Annotated in this window: 18 protein-coding genes; 5 read left to right on the forward strand and 13 right to left on the reverse strand. The window is 46.9% G+C overall.

The window, feature by feature from the left end; translation table 11 throughout:
- The first annotated feature begins 39 nt into the window (after positions 1 to 39).
- Entirely contained in the window at positions 40 to 1,077 is a 1,038-nt protein-coding gene (locus Q7Q81_RS04450) for a threonine aldolase family protein (RefSeq protein WP_304273955.1), read from the forward strand.
- A gap of 146 nt (positions 1,078 to 1,223) precedes the next feature.
- Here Q7Q81_RS04450 and Q7Q81_RS11070 read toward each other — a convergent pair whose 3' ends face one another.
- Both Q7Q81_RS11070 and Q7Q81_RS04455 read right to left on the reverse strand, forming a co-directional pair.
- Positions 1,224 to 1,301 (reverse strand): putative holin-like toxin, encoded by a 78-nt coding sequence (locus tag Q7Q81_RS11070; protein WP_368502108.1) that lies wholly within the window; start codon positions 1,299 to 1,301, stop codon positions 1,224 to 1,226.
- Between the two features lie 133 nt (positions 1,302 to 1,434).
- Positions 1,435 to 2,634 (reverse strand): alanyl-tRNA editing protein, encoded by a 1,200-nt coding sequence (locus Q7Q81_RS04455; protein ID WP_304273957.1) that lies wholly within the window; start codon positions 2,632 to 2,634, stop codon positions 1,435 to 1,437.
- A 128-nt stretch (positions 2,635 to 2,762) separates the two neighbouring features.
- Here Q7Q81_RS04455 and Q7Q81_RS04460 point away from each other — a divergent pair, with 128 nt between their 5' ends.
- Complete coding sequence (locus Q7Q81_RS04460) at positions 2,763 to 3,425, forward strand: HAD hydrolase-like protein (RefSeq protein WP_293806992.1); 663 nt, start codon at positions 2,763 to 2,765, stop codon at positions 3,423 to 3,425.
- 32 nt (positions 3,426 to 3,457) lie between these two features.
- Positions 3,458 to 4,150: a metallophosphoesterase gene (locus tag Q7Q81_RS04465; RefSeq protein WP_299824673.1), complete on the forward strand. Its 693-nt coding sequence runs from the start codon at positions 3,458 to 3,460 to the stop codon at positions 4,148 to 4,150.
- 119 nt (positions 4,151 to 4,269) lie between these two features.
- Here Q7Q81_RS04465 and Q7Q81_RS04470 read toward each other — a convergent pair whose 3' ends face one another.
- The 10 genes from Q7Q81_RS04470 to clpB form a co-directional block, all read right to left on the reverse strand.
- Positions 4,270 to 5,781 (reverse strand): IMP dehydrogenase, encoded by a 1,512-nt coding sequence (locus tag Q7Q81_RS04470; RefSeq protein WP_009146068.1) that lies wholly within the window; start codon positions 5,779 to 5,781, stop codon positions 4,270 to 4,272.
- Between the two features lie 122 nt (positions 5,782 to 5,903).
- Positions 5,904 to 7,181 (reverse strand): phosphoribosylamine--glycine ligase, encoded by a 1,278-nt coding sequence (gene purD / locus Q7Q81_RS04475; RefSeq protein WP_210683811.1) that lies wholly within the window; start codon positions 7,179 to 7,181, stop codon positions 5,904 to 5,906.
- Positions 7,182 to 7,183: 2 nt separating this feature from the next.
- On the reverse strand, positions 7,184 to 7,777 hold the full coding sequence (locus tag Q7Q81_RS04480; RefSeq protein WP_304273960.1) for an IMP cyclohydrolase: 594 nt from the start codon (positions 7,775 to 7,777) through the stop codon (positions 7,184 to 7,186).
- Positions 7,774 to 8,379: a phosphoribosylglycinamide formyltransferase gene (purN, locus tag Q7Q81_RS04485; protein ID WP_009146065.1), complete on the reverse strand. Its 606-nt coding sequence runs from the start codon at positions 8,377 to 8,379 to the stop codon at positions 7,774 to 7,776. The genes Q7Q81_RS04480 and purN overlap by 4 nt, the downstream gene beginning before the upstream one ends.
- Complete coding sequence (purM, locus tag Q7Q81_RS04490) at positions 8,372 to 9,433, reverse strand: phosphoribosylformylglycinamidine cyclo-ligase (protein ID WP_304273962.1); 1,062 nt, start codon at positions 9,431 to 9,433, stop codon at positions 8,372 to 8,374. The genes purN and purM overlap by 8 nt, the downstream gene beginning before the upstream one ends.
- Before the next feature lie 14 nt (positions 9,434 to 9,447).
- Positions 9,448 to 10,893 carry an amidophosphoribosyltransferase gene (gene purF / locus Q7Q81_RS04495; protein WP_293392748.1) on the reverse strand — a complete coding sequence of 482 codons (1,446 nt, stop codon included), beginning with the start codon at positions 10,891 to 10,893 and terminating at the stop codon, positions 9,448 to 9,450.
- A gap of 132 nt (positions 10,894 to 11,025) precedes the next feature.
- Complete coding sequence (purE, locus tag Q7Q81_RS04500; RefSeq protein ID WP_009146062.1) at positions 11,026 to 11,547, reverse strand: 5-(carboxyamino)imidazole ribonucleotide mutase; 522 nt, start codon at positions 11,545 to 11,547, stop codon at positions 11,026 to 11,028.
- A 264-nt stretch (positions 11,548 to 11,811) separates the two neighbouring features.
- Positions 11,812 to 12,414, reverse strand: a complete 603-nt coding sequence (locus Q7Q81_RS04505; RefSeq protein ID WP_302291478.1) for a PBECR4 domain-containing protein — start codon at positions 12,412 to 12,414, stop codon at positions 11,812 to 11,814.
- Between the two features lie 405 nt (positions 12,415 to 12,819).
- A complete protein-coding gene (locus Q7Q81_RS04510) occupies positions 12,820 to 13,755 on the reverse strand; it encodes a hypothetical protein (RefSeq protein ID WP_304273966.1) in 936 nt (311 codons plus the stop codon).
- 263 nt (positions 13,756 to 14,018) lie between these two features.
- Positions 14,019 to 16,559, reverse strand: a complete 2,541-nt coding sequence (clpB, locus tag Q7Q81_RS04515) for an ATP-dependent chaperone ClpB (RefSeq protein ID WP_304273968.1) — start codon at positions 16,557 to 16,559, stop codon at positions 14,019 to 14,021.
- A 333-nt stretch (positions 16,560 to 16,892) separates the two neighbouring features.
- On the opposite strand from clpB, the gene Q7Q81_RS04520 reads away from it, so the two are divergent.
- Entirely contained in the window at positions 16,893 to 17,255 is a 363-nt protein-coding gene (locus Q7Q81_RS04520) for a CidA/LrgA family protein (protein WP_304093428.1), read from the forward strand.
- A complete protein-coding gene (locus Q7Q81_RS04525) occupies positions 17,252 to 17,968 on the forward strand; it encodes an LrgB family protein (protein ID WP_304273971.1) in 717 nt (238 codons plus the stop codon). The genes Q7Q81_RS04520 and Q7Q81_RS04525 overlap by 4 nt, the downstream gene beginning before the upstream one ends.
- A 65-nt stretch (positions 17,969 to 18,033) precedes the next feature.
- Here the strand turns inward: Q7Q81_RS04525 and Q7Q81_RS04530 are convergent, their stop codons facing one another.
- On the reverse strand, positions 18,034 to 18,294 hold the full coding sequence (locus Q7Q81_RS04530; protein ID WP_021720293.1) for a hypothetical protein: 261 nt from the start codon (positions 18,292 to 18,294) through the stop codon (positions 18,034 to 18,036).
- Positions 18,295 to 18,406: the final 112 nt, after the last annotated feature.

The raw sequence follows: 18,406 nt of genomic DNA on the forward strand, positions 1-18,406 counted from the left end.
AGTACATATATAAATTTTAAAAATTGAGGGTGATTTAAAATGACTTATCGTTTTAACAGTGATTACACCGAAGGCTGCCATCCTGCAGTCCTTGAAAAACTCGTGCAAACCAACATGGAGCAGACCGATGGCTACGGCCTTGATCCCTACTGCGACGAAGCACGTAAATTGATTAGAGAATCCTTCGCCTGCCCGAACGCTGACGTACATTTTCTCGTTGGTGGCACCCAAACCAACCTGACGGTTATCTGCGCCGCCTTGCGTCCGCATCAGGCTGTTTACGGCGCTGTTCCCAGCCATATTAATACGCATGAGGCCGGTGCGATTGAGCATGTAGGTCACCGCGTACTGCCACTTCCGAGCGAGGACGGCAAGCTAACCGCAGAGCAAATCCGCCACGAATGGAAAATGTACGATACTGATCCAAGCCGTGAGCATTGGGCACAGCCGAAAATGGTTTATATCTCCCAACCGACTGAAATCGGCAGCATGTACAGCAAAAAAGAGCTGCAGGATTTATACCAGGCCTGCAAGGACTGCGGTCTTTACCTCTTTGTTGACGGCGCACGCTTAGGCTATGTTCTCGGCGCTCCCGACAACGATATGACTGCTGCGGATTTAGCAGCAAACTGCGACGTTTTCTATATCGGCGGCACCAAATGCGGCCTGCTCTTCGGCGAAGCAGTTGTTATTTTGAACGATGCACTTAAGCCTGACTTCCGCACTATTGCTAAGCAATGCGGTTCTATCATGGCCAAAGGACGTCTGCTCGGCGTACAGTTTGGCGCAATTATGAAAGATGACCTTTACAGCAAAATCTGCGGTAAGGGCACACTGCAGGCGCTGAAAATCCGTGATGCACTGTTAGCCAAAGGCTTCAAGTTCGTTACTGAATCCCCCACCAACCAGCAATTTGTGATTATGACTCCGGCACAGTTTGAAAAGCTGAGCGAGGAATTTGCTCTCAGCCACATTGCTTATCTGGAGGACGGCAATTACAGCGTGCGCATCTGCACCAGCTGGGCAACCAAGGACGAAGAGGTTGACAGACTCATTGCTATGATCAACAAGCTGTAAGCTTGACAGAAAACGTAAATTTGCTATAATAAAAATAAAGAGAGACTCTGACAGTCGCGTGTCAGCCCTCTCTGTTGATTGTTGTTATTTGACAAAAGGCTGACATTGACCTCTAATGTCGGTCTTTTGTTATATTGTAAGCAAAATTACTTACGTTTAGACATAATGGTCGCAACAAGCAAACCAAATGTTAACATTATCTGTAACGCTTCGGCTACTCTCATGCTCCCACCTCCTTACGGAGGAACCGACCTGTCAGAATCTCTAGTGTTATTATAACAGCTATCTTATTTGTTGACAATATGTTCGCAAAAATAAAAAGACGGTTGCTCGACCGTCTTTTTTATTTTGCTCTTTTTACTTCAACTTTTCTACAACGCTCTGCAGCTTTTCCTGCCAGTCGGCGCAATAATCCGCACCGCCCTGCGCGCAATCGCTCTTGCCGCCGCCACGGCCGCCAAAGGCTTCGTTGAGCAGCTTAATAACACTACGGCAATCGCCTGCAGTATCAGCCCCCAAAGCAACTGCGTAGCTGATGCGCTCAGGCTGCACTGCTACCAAAAGGCTCAGCGTGTTTTTCAAGGCAGTAACCTTCGGCAGAAAGGCTTTGATATCCTTGGCATCGTGACCTTCCATAGGCAAAGCCAAAACCTTTACTCCATCAGCATTCACCGGTGCAGCAGCAAACGTTTCCTGCAGCTTTTCTTCTTCAATCTTCAGCAGCTTGCTCTTGGCAATGTCAAGCTGTGCAAGCAAATCATTTTTCTGCTTATTTACGGCAGCAGGCACCTGCTCGGGCTTTACGGAAAGACTTGCAGCGACGCTAAGTAATGTGCTGTTCTTGGCATCAGCATCCAATAGCGCTCTGCGGCCGCAGACAAACTCTACGCGGCAACCACCCTTATGCTTTTCATGACGGATGACCTTAACACTGCCCAGCATCCCTGTAAATGGTGGATGCGTACCACAGCAGGTGCAGATATCGGCGTCCTCAACCGAAACAATACGCAACGTGCCTGTCAGCTTGCTGTTGAACTTACGCATTTTATCCTTCAGCTTGACAGCCTCTGTGCTGTCCATATAGCTGATATGTACCGGGCGATTCTCCCAGATGATTTCATTCGTATATAATTCTGCCTGCAGCAGCTCCTCGTCCGTCAGCTCCTTATCAAGGTCAATGAAAACATCATCCTCATTCATGTGGAAGCCGATATTGTTGGCCTTAAACAGCTTCCAGCAGGCGTAGGACAAAAGATGCTCGCCCAAATGCTGCTGCATTCTGTCCAGACGCACAGGCCAGTCCAGCACAGCCTCTGCCTCGGCACCAACCTCCAACGGCTTGTCGCACTCATGGTAAATGTGACCATCCTTTTCACTTACATGGCTTACGACCGCATCAGCCAGCTTGCCTCTGTCGCTCAGCTGACCGCCTCCCTCCGGAAAGAAAACCGTCTGGTCAAGCTCAACCAGATATTTGCCATCCTTAGGCGTGCAGGCCGTAACCTTCGCCACGCACTGTTTGAGCAAAGAATTATTTTCAAAAAGCTTAATTGTCATTTTTTATTCCCCCTCATGAAATCTATCTGTCTCTAATAACCATTATTGTATCACTAATTTGCTAAAGTGTGTTATAATCAGTTATACAAGTCCAAAAAAATTCTATTGAAGCGAATAAGGAGCAATAAATGTTTCAAAATTTACTCTTTGATTTAGACGGTACCCTGACAAATTCCGCCGAGGGTATCACCAAATGCGTACAATATGCCCTGCGCGCTCAAAATATTGAAGAGCCTGATTTGAAAAAGCTGGAGGTTTTCATCGGTCCGCCTCTGCGCGACAGCTTTATCAAATACTACGGCATGACCAGAGAAGAGGCTGAGGCCGGTGTAGAAAAATATCGTGAACGCTACACTGATATAGGCATCTGGGAAAACAAGGTTTATCCCGGTATCATGGAGCTCTTAGCTGACTTGCAGCAGGATGGCCGCCGCCTCGGCATGGCTACCGCCAAGCCGGAGGTTTTTGCGCTGAGAATTGCCAAACGCTTTGGCTTCAACCCCTATCTGGAAGATATTACCGGCTGCAGCCTGGACGGCAAAACCGATAAGAAAGCTTTAGTAGTTGCTGCCGCTCTGGAAAAATGGCAGCTTACTACACCAGAAGCTAAAAAGACTGTAGCACTTATCGGCGACCGCCGTGAAGATGTTCTTGCAGCTCACGCCAACGGCATCGCCTGCATCGGCGCAGGCTTCGGCTTCGGCAGCTACGAGGAATTGTCGGAGGCAGGTGCCGATTACTATGTTTCTGATGTCCCGGCCTTAGCACGCTTTCTGCTGAGCAAAGCGTAAGAACGAATTTAACACGCAAAGGTGATAATATTATGCATATTTACGCAATCGGTGACCTGCATTTATCAGGCGAACCGGCGAGCAAGCCCATGGAGGTTTTCGGCGAGCATTGGCGCAACCATAAAGAAAAGGTTGCCGCTAATTGGCAAAACACCGTAACCGCACAGGATACAGTCATTGTCTGCGGTGACATTTCCTGGGCCATGACTTTGGAAGAAGCAGCACAGGATTTAGACTGGCTGGCACAGCTTCCCGGTCGCAAGCTGCTGCTGCGCGGTAACCACGACTACTGGTGGAGCAGCCTGAGCAAAATGCAGCAGCGTTACGGTGCTCATTTTGAATTTCTGCAGAACGACTGCATTATGGTAGAAGATATTGCTGTCTGCGGCACCCGCGGCTGGCTGCTGCCCTCAGCCGAAAGCTTCAGTGACGCCGACAGAAAAATTTACAATCGCGAAGGTATACGCCTGGAGCTTTCCCTGCAGCAGGCACATAAAATGCAGGCACAGCAGATAATTACGGCCTTTCACTATCCGCCGCTTTTTGCACGCACGGAGCATACCTGCTTTACTAATCTGATGCTGCGGTACGGTGTGCAGCACTGTGTCTACGGCCACATTCACGGTGAAAACCACATTCCCGTTTTTGAAGGATTGCGCGAAGGAATCAACTACAAGCTGGTTTCCTGCGATACGCAAGGCTTTCAGCTTTACAAGGTAATATAACAGCGAAACTCCGCTTAGAAACAGACAGGCTCCCCTGAACGAATCGTTCAGGGGAGCTTTTTGTATACAAAAACAAGCCCTCGAATTTCTTCGAGAGCTTGCTATTTACGTTCATTTAATTATTTAGGATAGTTGCTGTTGGAGTTTTCTTTCAGCATAACGTCATGTGCGCCGCCTTCAACCAAGCTGGTTGCGGAAACCAGAGTCAGCTTAGCCTTCTCCTGCAGCTCGCGGATGTTCAGAGCACCACAGTTGCACATGGTGGAACGAACCTTTGCCAAAGTCAGGTTTACGTTATCCTTCAGGCTGCCTGCGTACGGAACGTAGGAGTCAACGCCTTCTTCGAAGGACAGCTTAGCTGCGCCGCCCATGTCATAACGTTGCCAGTTACGTGCACGGCTGGAACCTTCGCCCCAGTATTCCTTCATGTAGGTGCCGTTAATGTTAACCTTGTTGGTCGGGCTTTCGTCGAAACGAGCGAAGTAACGGCCCAGCATCATGAAGTCAGCGCCCATAGCCAGAGCCAGAGTCATGTGGTAATCATAAACGATACCACCGTCGGAGCATACAGGAATGTATACGCCGGTTTCTTCGAAGTATTCGTCACGAGCCTTGCAAACATCAATCAGAGCAGTTGCCTGGCCACGGCCGATACCTTTTTGTTCACGGGTAATGCAGATAGAACCGCCGCCGATACCAACTTTAATAAAGTCAGCGCCAGCCTCAGCCAGGAAGCGGAAGCCTTCAGCGTCTACTACGTTGCCTGCACCAACCTTAACGCTGTCACCGTAGTGCTCACGGATCCAGTCCAGAGTGATTTTCTGCCATGCGCTGTAGCCTTCGGAAGAGTCAATGCAGAGCACGTCTACGCCTGCATCAATTAATGCGGGAACACGCTCAGCATAGTCGCGGGTGTTGATACCTGCGCCGACGATGTGGCGTTTTTTGCTGTCCAGCAGCTCTAACGGATATTCCTTATGAGTTGCATAGTCTTTACGGAATACCATGTACAGCATACGGCCGTCATCATCAACGATAGGCAGAGTGTTGAGTTTTTTCTCCCAGATGATATCGTTAGCCTGTTGCAGGGTGGTATCTTTCGGAGCGTAAACCATTTTGTCAATCGGAGTCATGAAGTCACGAACCTTAGCATCCATAGACATACGGCTCGGACGATAGTCACGGCTGGTAACAATGCCTTCCAGCTTGCCGTTAGCGGTACCATCGCTGGTAACAGCAACAGTGGAGTGACCGGTGCGTTCCTTCAGTGCCAGGATGTCAGCCAGAGTGCTGTCCGGACGGATATTGGAGTCGCTGCTTACAAAGCCTGCGCGATAGCCTTTAACACGAGCAACCATAGCAGCTTCATCCTCTACGGATTGAGAACCATAGATGAAAGAAACGCCGCCCTCTTTGGAAAGAGCTACAGCCAGCTTTTCTCCGGAAACAGCCTGCATGATAGCAGAAACCATCGGGATGTTCATAGTAATTGCCGGTTCTTCACCTTTTTTGTATTTAACCAGCGGCGTACGCAGGTCTACATTGGCGGGGATACATTTTTCGGAGGAATAACCGGGAACTAACAGGTACTCACTAAATGTGTGAGCAGGTTCATCATAATAAAAAGCCATTCTTTCATCATCCTTTTCTTAATAATTTTTTTGTTTACCACAGCCAAAGCAACTGTTAATCATGTAACATAATTACTTGAAAAAATTGCCTTTCTGCGGTCCGAGTAGGTATTTTATCTATTTTACCTCTTTAAGGCTCTCCATGCAATATCTTTTCTGCAAAAAGCGCCATTAAAATTAATTTTTTCTACAGCAGTATATGCGCGGTCACGTGCAGCCTTGATATTTGCGTCTACGGCAGTTACACCAAGCACACGTCCGCCGTTGGTAAGAACCTTAGCGCCGTCAGCCTTTGTACCTGCGTGGAATACAACAACGTCTTTATCTGCAGCAGCGTCAGCCAGACCGGTAATTTCCATGCCCTTAGCATAGCTTTCGGGATAACCGCCGGAAGCCATTACTACGCATACAGCAGCCTTGTCGTACCAGCCGAAATCTACCTGATCCAGAGTACCGGTAGCGCAGGCCAGCATAATTTCAGCCAAATCACCGTCCAGCAGCGGCAGTACTACCTGAGTTTCGGGGTCACCAAAGCGGCAGTTGAATTCTACAACCTTCACGCTGTCGCCCTTAATCATCAGGCCAGCATAGAGACAGCCCTGATAAGGCATGCCTTCCGCTGCCATGGCAGCGATAACGGGCTTCAGAATCAGCTCAGTTGCTTTTAAACGCAGCACGTCGGTCATAACTGGAGCAGGAGCATAGGTGCCCATACCGCCGGTATTAGGACCTTCGTCACCGTCAAATACGCGCTTGTGGTCCTGAGAAGCAATCATCGGCACAATTGTTTTGCCGTCGGTAAATGCCAGGAGAGAAGCCTCCTCGCCTTCCATGTATTCTTCCAGAACGAGGCGTGCGCCTGCATTGCCGAATTTATGGTCAGCCATCATTTCGTCGATAGCGTCAAGTGCTTCCTGCTTAGTCATAGCAACGACAACACCCTTGCCTGCAGCAAGACCGTCAGCCTTAACTACGATAGGTGCGCCCTTTTCTTCAACGTAAGCCTTAGCGGTTTCAATATCCTCGCAAATTTTGAAGAAAGCGGTAGGAATATTGTATTTTGCCATCAGCTCTTTGGAAAATGCCTTGGAACCTTCCAGCTGCGCTGCAGCCTTAGAAGGACCGAACACCGGCAGACCGCGGCGTTTGCAAACGTCCGCAAGACCTGCAACAAGCGGTGCTTCCGGACCTACAACAGTCAGGTCAATGCTTTTTTCCTCAGCGTAATCTGCTACGCCCTCCAGATTCTCAACATCCAGAGCGATGCATTCGCATTTAGGCAGCAGTGCCATGCCCGGGTTGCCGGGAGCAGCATAAATTTTTTCAACCTTAGGGCTTTGCGCCAGCTTCCACGCTAAAGCGTGCTCGCGGCCGCCGCCGCCGATTAATAAAATATTCATGGTTATTTCTCCAGTTGCTTCTTCAGATATTCGCTGATCATTGCATCGTATTCAGCAGTATGAGTGAAGGCTTCCAATGCCAGCTCCTTACGGGTGCGTGCATCAACGTCGCCTTCTTTAGCGAGCATTTCCATTAAGCCGGCATAACGGCTAGGATAGGTTACGATAACAACGTCCTTGAAGTTTTTAGCGCTGGCACGTACCATTGCCGGACCGCCGATATCAATGTTTTCAATTGCCTCATCCTCGGTTACGCCGGGTTTGGCAACAGTTTCACGGAAGGGATAGAGGTTAACAACAACCAGGTCAATCGGAGTGATGTCATGCTCAGCCAAAGCCTTCATATGCTCCGGATTGCTGCGTACAGCCAGGATTGCGCCATGAATTTTCGGATTCAGAGTTTTTACACGGCCATCCATGATTTCCGGGAAGCCGGTTACATCACTTACATAGGTTACAGGAATGCCTGCTTCCTTAATAGCCTTCATAGTGCCGCCGGTAGAAATAATTTCTACACCGTTGTCACTCAGGAATTTTGCCAGCTCTACAATGCCGGTTTTATCACTAACGCTTAATAATGCTCTTTTAATTTTCATGCTTTAACCTTTACCTTTCTGCCTTCGATTGTCAGCTTTCCTTCTGCCCAAAGCTTTAAAGCCTCCGGCATTGCGATATGCTCCTGCACCAGAATACGGTCAGCCAAAGTATCCTCGGTGTCGTCGTCCATAACAGGAACAACCTTCTGCAGGATAATCGGGCCGCTGTCAGTGCCTGCATCGACAAAATGAACGGTGCAGCCGCTGAATTTTACACCGTAGTCCACAGCCTGCTTCTGGCCGTGCAGACCGGGGAAGCTCGGGAGCAGCGCCGGATGAATGTTAATAATTTTATGCTGCCATTTATTTACGAAATCAGCGCTCAGAATACGCATGAAGCCTGCGAGAACTACCAGCTCACAGCCCTCTGCCTCCAGAGCAGCGTTGATTTTTGCTTCAAATTCTTCTTTGGAAGCGCAAGCCTTACGCTCTACGGCAACGGTTTTGATATCGGCCTTTTGCGCACGTTCCAAAGCAAAAGCATCAGGCTTATCGCTGATTACAACCGCGATTTCCAGCGGCAGATAGCCATCAGCGATACGGTCCATAATTGCCTGCAGATTACTGCCGCGACCGCTTACAAGTACGCCGATTTTATGCACCGAAAACGCCGCCTTTCATAATCGTTTCTTTGTGTCCGGGAACAACCTTGCCCAGCTCATAGAAGGTTTCGCCCTCAGCCTTCAGGTGAGCGCGTACAGCGTCAGCCTCAGACGGGTCAACAACCAATACCATGCCTACGCCCATGTTGAAGGTGCGGTACATTTCAGCCCAAGGTACATTGCCCCATTCCTGCAGCTTTTTGAAGACAACAGGAACTTCCCAAGCCTCGGCATTTACCTCAGCATCGCAATCTTCGGGCAGAATGCGGGGAATATTATCATAGAAGCCGCCGCCGGTGATGTGCACCATGCCGTGCAGGTCGAATTTCTCAATCAGCGGCAGGCAGGTTTTCGGATACAGACGAGTCGGAGTCAGCAGCTTTTCGCCCAAGGTACAGCCAAATTCCGGTACTTCGGTATCCATAGTATAACCCATAGCCTCGAAGCAGATTTTACGCACGAGGGAGAAGCCGTTGGAATGCACACCGCTGGAGGGCAGGCCCAAAAGCACGTCACCGGCCTTAACCTTATCGCCGGTAATCATCTTGCTCTTATCAACAACGCCAACACAGAAGCCTGCAATATCGTATTCGCCTTTGGAGTAGAAGCCGGCCATTTCGGCAGTTTCGCCGCCGATTAAAGCGCAGCCGCTTTCCTTGCAGGCATTGGCAACACCCTTAACAATGTTGGCAACCTTTTGGGAATCAACCTTATCTACTGCAATATAATCCAGGAAGAACAAGGGCTCTGCGCCTTGTACCAGAATATCGTTAACGCACATTGCTACAGCGTCCTGGCCGATAGTATCATGCTTATCAGCCATGAAAGCCAGCTTCAGCTTAGTGCCTACGCCGTCAGTACCGCTGACAAGCACAGGCTCCTTGTATTTGCCGCTGTTTAAAGCAAACAGGCCGCCGAAACCGCCCAGATCACCGATAACCTCAGGTCTGTAGGTAGCACGCACGCTGTCCTTCATTAATTCTACTGCTTTATTACCAGCATCAATATCTACACCGGCATCAGCATAAGTAAGTTGTTTCTTTTCCTCGCTCATGAGCCTTCCTCCTGTTATTCAATAATGCTTTCAGGTTCTGCTTTTATTACACTATCTGCGTTATCGGGATATTTAGCGCTGAAGCAGGCACAGCACAAACCATCTGGATCAATTTTATCAATAGCACGTTTCATGCCATCCAGAGAAATATAATGCAGACTGTCTGCCCCAATATAACGGCAGATTTCATTTTCCGTGCAACGTGCCGCAATCAGCTCCTTGCGCTCGGAGGTATCAATACCATAGTAGCAGCTGTCTGTTACCGGGGGAGAAGAAATGCATACATGCACCTCACGTGCGCCTGCCTCCTTCAGCAGTTTAACAATCTTGCCGCTGGTAGTGCCGCGAACGATGGAGTCATCGACCATGACAACAGATTTGCCTTCTACAACGCTGCGTACCGGATTCAGCTTCAGACGTACTGCATTAGCACGTTGCTTTTGCGTCGGCTGAATAAAGGTACGGCCTACATAACGGTTTTTGGTAAGACCTTCCAGGAAGGGGACACCGGCCTCCATAGCATAGCCGATTGCCGCCGGAGTACCGCTGTCAGGAACGGATATAACGATATCCGGATGAATATCAGGCGTTTCCTTAGCCAGCTCGCGTCCCATCTGGATACGTGCATCATATACAGACTGGTTGTCGATGATACTGTCATTACGAGCAAAGTAAACATATTCAAAAATGCAGTGCGCAGGCTTTGCCGGTTTGTTTTCAGCCCACATCATGCTGCGCGGCTCGGAGTTATCGCTGTCGATAATAATCATTTCGCCGGGCTTAACATCGCGTACCAGCTCTGCACCAACCAGGTCAAAGGCACAGGATTCGGAAGCAACGCACCAGCCGTTTTCCATCTTGCCGAGTACCAGCGGACGGAAGCCGTATGGATCGCGTACTGCGATAATTTTGTTATCAGTCAACAGCAGAATAGCAAAAGCGCCCTTAATCTGGTTAACAGCCTCTGCTACACGCTCTTCAATAGTCGGACGTGCACTGTAGGCAATCAAGTTCAATACAACCTCACTGTCAACAGTAGTATTAAATACTGCGCCTTCCTTAGCCAGGTTAGCACGCAGCTGACCGGCATTAGTCAGGTTACCGTTGTGGCTCAGCGCAAGGTTACCGCCGTCAAAATAAACCTTCAGCGGCTGAATGTTATACGGCATGCTGGCACCGGTGGTGGAATAACGTACGTGGCCGATAGCCGCATAGCCCTGCAAATCAGCAACGCCATCTTTAAAGACATCGGCAACCAGACCCATGCCCTTTTTAATTTTCATGCGCTCGCCATCAGTTACAACAATACCGGTACTTTCCTGGCCACGATGCTGCAGCGCATACAGTCCCCAATAGGTGTTGAGTGCTACATCCTCATTATGGCTGAAGATACCAAAGACACCGCACTCCTCATGCAGCTTGTCCTCGCTAAAATTTTGCTCCTCGAAAATCTGCTCCACAATTTTTCTCCTTAATTTTAGTTTTTAGTTATCAATTGTCAGTTATTAGTGGTTAGTTATAAGTGATCAGTAATTAGTTATTAATGTTTAGCAGTCAGTTTCTATTCACTATCCACTACTCACTATTCACTATTACAGGTGTAAGTCCTTGAACTCCTGCGCAGGAACGCCACGCATGGAAGCCAGTTTTTCACCCTTAGCTCTTACTTCTTCACGCATTGTTGCACGATGCTCTGCCAGTTTTTCTACCAGCTCCGGATATTTGACGGAAAGAATCTGAATCGCGAACAATGCAGCATTCTTAGCACCATTGATAGCCATCGTTGCAACAGGTACACCGGAAGGCATCTGTACAAAGCTCAGCAGTGCATCCATACCGGCCAACGGTGTTGCGTTAATAGGAATACCGATGACAGGAACAGTAGTAAAGGCAGCGATGAAACCACCCAGATGAGCAGCTGCGCCGGCTGCGGCAATAATTACCTCTACGCCACGGTCACGGGCACCCTTAGCAAAGTTCTGTACTACGTCCGGAGTACGGTGAGCGGAAGCAACTACTACTTCAGTTTCAACGCCAAACTCCTTCAGAGTTTTTTCTGCAGCCTCAAGTACAGGCCAGTCAGAATTACTACCCATGATAATTGCAACTTTCATTGAAATCTACCTCCCAAAAATTACTTGTAGAAACAATAAAACCCAAGCAGAAAGCTGTTCAGTTTCGAAATCCTGTGCAAAATCTAACCCGGGTTCTCAATCACTTAAATAATTCACTTTAATTATACCAATCCAACGCGTAAACGTCAAATAAACTGTGAACTTTTTAACAGTTTTTTAGAAAATCGTTCGGAAAAACTTCAGAGCAAAGGAAAAGCACCCTCCGCCGCCGCTTTCACGGCAGCAGAGAGTGCGCGAAAATCTCTATATTCCAGCGTACTTATTATGCCTATATAATTCGACGCTGCTAACTAAACCTTTACTAACAACTTTCTTCTCTTTCAACAACACAGTATATTGAGTCTGTCTCGTGCTGTAATCATACGCAGTTTCTTGAAATATAGAATTCATACAATATTTCTTGTCTGTTCTCACAAAGAAAGAAAATACTATGGGTTCATTGGCAAGCATCCCTTTTGCTAAATAATCAGCTGTTATTCTTGTAGCAAATGCAACCCTGTTCTTATCATAAGAATAAAATTTCGTTTCCTGAGCATCTATAACCTGTTCTAAAATTTTCAAGGAATATAAGCGTTCTTCTAATATCGAAAAATTTTTATCACTTGCAATCACATCACTTGTAACTGTTCCGTTGAGAATATGCTCTAATATCCACGTACTAGTCCGTTGCTGAAACGAGTATCTTTGCTTTAGTTTATGAAAGCCAGCTAAATGATAAAAGTTTTCTGGCATAAAAACGATATTCAAATCAAAAGTATTACCCTTTCTACCCAAAACAATATGATACTCAACTGCTATCAAATTTTTATATGCCTGAGCCGCCATCAATAAAATATCTCGTCCCATAAATCCCCTTTCTTAAATAAGCAAAATGGACACTACCGAGAAAATAGTGTCCATCTGCATTTTGCTATTTTTATGTCTGCACACGAACGTACATAAGTCAGGTTGAGGTTTCTATAGCAAAACCCTACATAAAGCTCCTCCAAGTCCCGCATCCTGACACGCTTCTTGGCATCACCACTTATACTGACACACTCCGTTGCCAGTTCTCTATTCATATCTTACTATACATAACTGAACTTGTCAAATTTTTCTTTCCCTACTTCTCCACCAACACCTTATACATTTTCATCAGCTCTGCTACGCACGTCGCTTCGCTGTTAAGCCTGCCCCCAAAGCCATACGCTTCCATGACAGTTATGTACTTCGCTATGTTTAGTACATTTATGTATTACACATTGAATATTCTCACTCCTCTATCTCAATCCCCATGATAGGTCCCCAATCAGCCAAAGTTCTTTCAGACGTTGGACTTTTAATATATACATGTAACTTATCAATATCAAATTCTAATCCTCTTGCACCATTCATTCCAGCATATGTCTTTACCACTCTCTCCACAACTATTTCTTTTTGCCCCTTATTCAAATAATACCAATTAGAATTTACATAAACAACAACAAAATATTGCCCTCTAAATCTGCATCCATCATATAGGCCATTTAGAGTATTACTAAGGACTTTATCATATGATTCTATTAATTCTTTTAATACTGCTGCATCAACAATTTTTTTCTTTTCCTCTTCTATTTCTGGCGTTTTATTTTTTGTTACGTCCACAACTCTATTTTCACTAGTTTGATTTTCTATCTTTTTATTTTCTACACTAGTTGTACAAGGAACAAATTTCACTAACAAAAACATAATTACACCAAAAATTGCATATACTGTTAATGCAACCCATTTGGTACTTTTAAATAAATCAGGATATAATTTTTCTATCTCTACTCTTTTTTCATTATCAAATCTACGACACTTTCCAATATACTCATCAATAGAATCCACATATTTAAATTTAAGTTCTAACTCATCTCCTAACGACTTCATCAAATCACAAAGATCTAACATCTCCAATTTAATTTCAACATTAACTTTATCTGTTTTAAGTTTTTCCCCTTTCAAGATAGAAAATTCCTTTTCAGCATAATTTTCACACTTGTTCACTATATCAGTAATAGCTAACGTTCTATCTATACCATAATCATTTTCTATTAACTTAAATGACATCAAAACACATTTTTTTAAATTCTTAGCAGCTTTATGTCGAGCTATCTCTCCATTTACAATGCTATTATATGTAGTGTAAAATACTGATTCCCAATTATCCTTTGAATACTCATCCACAAATATCACACCTTTCCAAATTGATCTATAGAAAGTATATCATTCTCCCCTCCCTAGAGTCAAATGTTTTTAACATCTATTGTTATTATCAACTATAGATACTAAAATAGTCAAACACTTTTAGGTTTCTCATCAATATCCATCTTAGAATAAACAAGGCAAAAATGCTAAACTTACTTTAGATATGTCCACGCACACAAAAAGCGCACCCCCTGCCGCCGTTTTCACGGCAGCAGAGAGTGCGCCAAGTCTCACAGCATATTTTATTTTACAACAACGTCGATGGCATCATCAGCAAGCACAACCTCAACCTTGTCGCCATTTTTAATTTCGCCTGCAACAATCTTCTTGCCCAGGATGTTTTCAACAGTGTGGACAATCAGACGTTTCAACGGACGGGCACCGAAGGCAGGATCAAAGCCGGCCTTTGCCAGGAAAGCAACAGCCTCGTCAGTATAAGTAAGCGTCAACTCAAGCTGCTTGTTCAGACGGTCGCCCAGTTCATGCAGTACCAGTTTAACGATTTCCTTAATCTGTTCTGCCTGCAGCGGTTTAAACACAACGATGTCATCAACACGGTTCAGGAATTCCGGACGGAAGAAGTTCATCAGCATCTGCTGAATCTTTTCTCTGTCCATAGAGCCCTGCGCCTTCATAATCTCGCTACTGCCAAGGTTACTGGTCATGATAATCAAAGTATTCTTGAAGTCAACGATACGGCCTTTACCATCAGTCAAACGGCCATCGTCCAGAACCTGCAGCAATACGTTAAAGACATCTGCATGTGCCTTTTCGATTTCGTCCAACAGGATTACGCTGTACGGATGACGGCGTACAGCCTCGGTCAGCTGACCGCCTTCGTCATAGCCGACGTATCCGGGAGGCGCACCGATCAGACGAGATACGGTATGCTTCTCCATGTATTCGCTCATATCGATACGAACCATGTTGCGTTCATCATCAAAGAGCACCTCGGCCAAGGTCTTAGCCAGCTCAGTCTTGCCGACACCGGTAGGACCAAGGAAGATAAAGGAACCAATCGGACGGTTAGGATCCTTGATACCGGCACGTGCACGGATAACAGCCTCGCTGACAGCCTTGACTGCTTCATCCTGACCGATAACATGCTCGTGCAGGATTTCCTCCAGGTGAACAAGTTTAGCACGTTCACCGGTGCCTAAGCGAGCAACAGGAATGCCGGTCCAGGTGCTGACAACTTTGGCGATATCCTCTTCGTCAACCTCTTCCTTGAGCATAACATTGTCATTGCCGTTTTCATCCTTCTTGGACAAAGCAGCCAATTCCTTCTGCAGCTCAGGCAGACGGCCGTATTTCAATTCAGCCATTTTATTCAGGTCATAGTCGCGCTCAGCCTGCTCCATCTGGTTTTTCACAGCATCGATTTCCTTCTTTACCTCACGCACGCGGGCAATAGAAGCCTTTTCTGCATCCCAGCGTTTAACAAGCTCGTCATTTTCCTTACGCAGCTTTGCCAGCTCCTCATTCAGCTTAGCCAAACGATCCTTGGACTGAGCATCCTCCTCTTTGCCCAAAGCCTGAGCTTCGATTTCCAGCTGCAGGATACGACGTTTGCTTTCATCAAGCTCGGTCGGCAGCGAATCAATTTCGGTACGCAGACGGGCAGCAGCCTCATCTACCAGGTCAATAGCCTTATCAGGTAAGAAACGGTCATTGATATAACGGTTAGAAAGCACAGCAGCAGCCACCAGGGCAGCGTCTTTAATGCGCACGCCATGATGTACCTCATAGCGCTCACGCAGGCCACGCAGGATGGAAATTGTATCTTCAACGCTTGGCTCCTTAACCATTACCGGCTGGAAACGACGCTCCAGTGCACTGTCCTTTTCAATATACTTACGGTATTCGTTCAGCGTAGTTGCACCGATGCAGCGCAGCTCGCCACGTGCCAGCATCGGTTTCAGGATATTGCCTGCATCCATAGCACCTTCAGCAGCACCAGCACCGACAACGGTATGCAGCTCATCAATAAACATGATAATCTGACCGGCGCTTTCGCTGACAGCCTTCAATACTTTTTTCAGACGCTCTTCGAACTCACCACGGTATTTGGCACCGGCAACCAGAGCTGCCAGGTCCAGAGCATACAGGGTTTTATTCTTCAGGCTCTCCGGTACATCGCCGGCAATAATACGTCTTGCCAGACCTTCGACGATGGCAGTTTTACCAACGCCAGGCTCACCGATAAGCACCGGATTATTTTTCTTACGACGCGAAAGGATTTCAATCGTACGACGGATTTCCTCATCACGGCCGATTACCGGATCCAGCTTGCCTTCTTTAGCTTTTGCCGTCAAATCCTGGCCGTATTTTTCCAGCGTCTTTTTAGTTTCATCATTTGCTTCGCTATTTTGATACTGCATAAATGCCGCCTCAACTTTTTTCTTGTCTATACCATATTTACGGAAGAGCGATACTACATCGCTGTCACCGTCACTTGCCATAGCCGCAACCAGCTGGCCGATGCCGATTTCTTCCTTACTTTGTCCCAAAATAGCCATTACTCTGGCAAAGCCGGTACCCATCATCAGCTGACGGTCCTGACCTTTAACTCCGGGGATTTTCTTTACTAAAGCCTTAGCATCCTTGCTGAAAGCATTTTCATCAATGTGCAGGCTCTGCAGCAAATATTTAAAGAAGCCGTCGCTGCCGCACAATGCTGCCAGAACATGTGCCGTTGTCAGCTCCTGGTGATAGTTCATAACTGCCTGCTGCTGAGCAGCCTCCAATATAGCCTTTACCTCTTCACTGTAGCGTTCATTCATCACGCTGCACCTCCTTCTATCAGGTTCAATAGCAGTCAATAACCGAATGGACTCTTTTCCATTTCCGGACCACTATTCACTTTCTAATTGCTATTATATCAGCAAAAGTCAAAAAGTCAAATAGTTTTCTGTGTTAATTCAGTGAAAAATTACCATCATTTTGTTGACATATTGTTAGCTTTGTGGCAATATTAATAGCATGTCGTTCTGTCGGCCAAGTACCCTTAACCCCAAAGACCATCGGCTAACCCCGGCCGTTTTGACCTTTATGCGTACTTCCACCAACAGGTCTATAATTATATTATTTGTCATGTTTTATGAGGAGGAAACAAAATGTCACCCACCAGCTTATTGCGCGGTATTGCCTTTTTGCTGCTTTTGCAATGGGTATCCACGCTTATCATCAACGCCCTCGGCGTACCATTTCCGCCCGCTCTTTTGGGAATGCTGATTTTAACGGCACTTCTCTGCGGCAACGTTATTCCGGCAAGCTCCATCGAGGGCATCTGCGATATCCTGATTTCCAAAATGGGCATGCTGTTTTTACCGGCAGGCGTCAGCGTTATATTATATGTAGATGTTATCAAAGCTGAGCTGCTGCCCATTACTGTTACCATTGTTGTCTGCAGCATTGTCGTTCTGAGCATTACAGCCTTCTTTATCGAAGCAATGCTTAAAGGAAAGGAGAGTCAATGATGCTTTTTCCTGACGTTTTACTTAACTCACCGCTCTTTGGCATCGGTCTGACAGTTATCCTGTACGTTATCAGCGAAATCATCATCGACCGCTTCAGCCTGAACATCATTCCGCCCTTCGTTATCGCCTGCCCTCTGGTCATTGCTGTCATCGTTCTGGCGCCCGGCGTAGAGTACAAACAGTACGAGGCAGGTGCGGAATTCATTAACTTTCTTTTAGGACCGGCAACCATCGCTCTGGCCCTGCCCCTGTACAAGAATCGTGAACTCATCATGGCCAAGGCCGGTGCTATTGCCGGCGGCGTTACATTGGCAACGCTTTCGGCTATCATAGTGGTTTACTTCTGTGGCAAGGCCATGGGTACCAGCGAGCAGGTTCTGCTTTCGCTCATCCCCAAATCCATTACCACGCCAATCGCCATTGACGTTTCCAAAACCATCGGCGGCATTCCGGCATTGACTACGGCTGCTGTTATCTTTACCGGCATGCTGGGTTCAACCTTTAATCACAAGCTGCTGCGTCTTCTGGGAATCAAAAGCCATTTGGCTGCCGGCCTCGCTATCGGCGCCTCCAGCCACGGCCTCGGCACCAGCGTCTGCGCCAATGTCAGCCCCGTTCAGCTGGCTATCGGCGGTGTAGCGATTGCCCTTACCGGCATCAGCACCTCTATCCTGGCACCGATTTTACTGCCGATTTTAAAAAGCATCTGGTAAGCAGATAAAGCAAAAGCCCAAATTCTCACATACATTTCATGTGGGAATTCGGGCTTTTTTTGTTTTTAGAGATGCGGAATAATCCCGCGCAGCTCGGAAAAAATTACTGCCGCCTTATCTGCAGGATATACGCTGCACGGCAGCTGCCGCAGATCCTCCGTGCGCCAGCCTTTGTTTTCTTCCGCCAGCTTGGTCAGTGCTTCTTCCAAATCATGTGCGAGCACAACAGCAATCGCATCAAGATAAAATTCGCTGTTGACGCAGGGCTCATCAATCATACTGTGACTGTGATATGTTTTGTTGTGTCGCCAAACGTAAATGTTCATGCAGCATCCCTCCGTTCATGGTGATATTTGTTTAATTCTTGGGAGGGAGCAGTTTTTCCTGCTGAAAGACCCCAAAGTCGAAACAACGTAAAAAAGGACTACCACGCTAAGC

The organism is Phascolarctobacterium succinatutens, assembly GCF_958453765.1.
Taxonomy (GTDB): domain Bacteria; phylum Bacillota; class Negativicutes; order Acidaminococcales; family Acidaminococcaceae; genus Phascolarctobacterium_A; species Phascolarctobacterium_A succinatutens_B.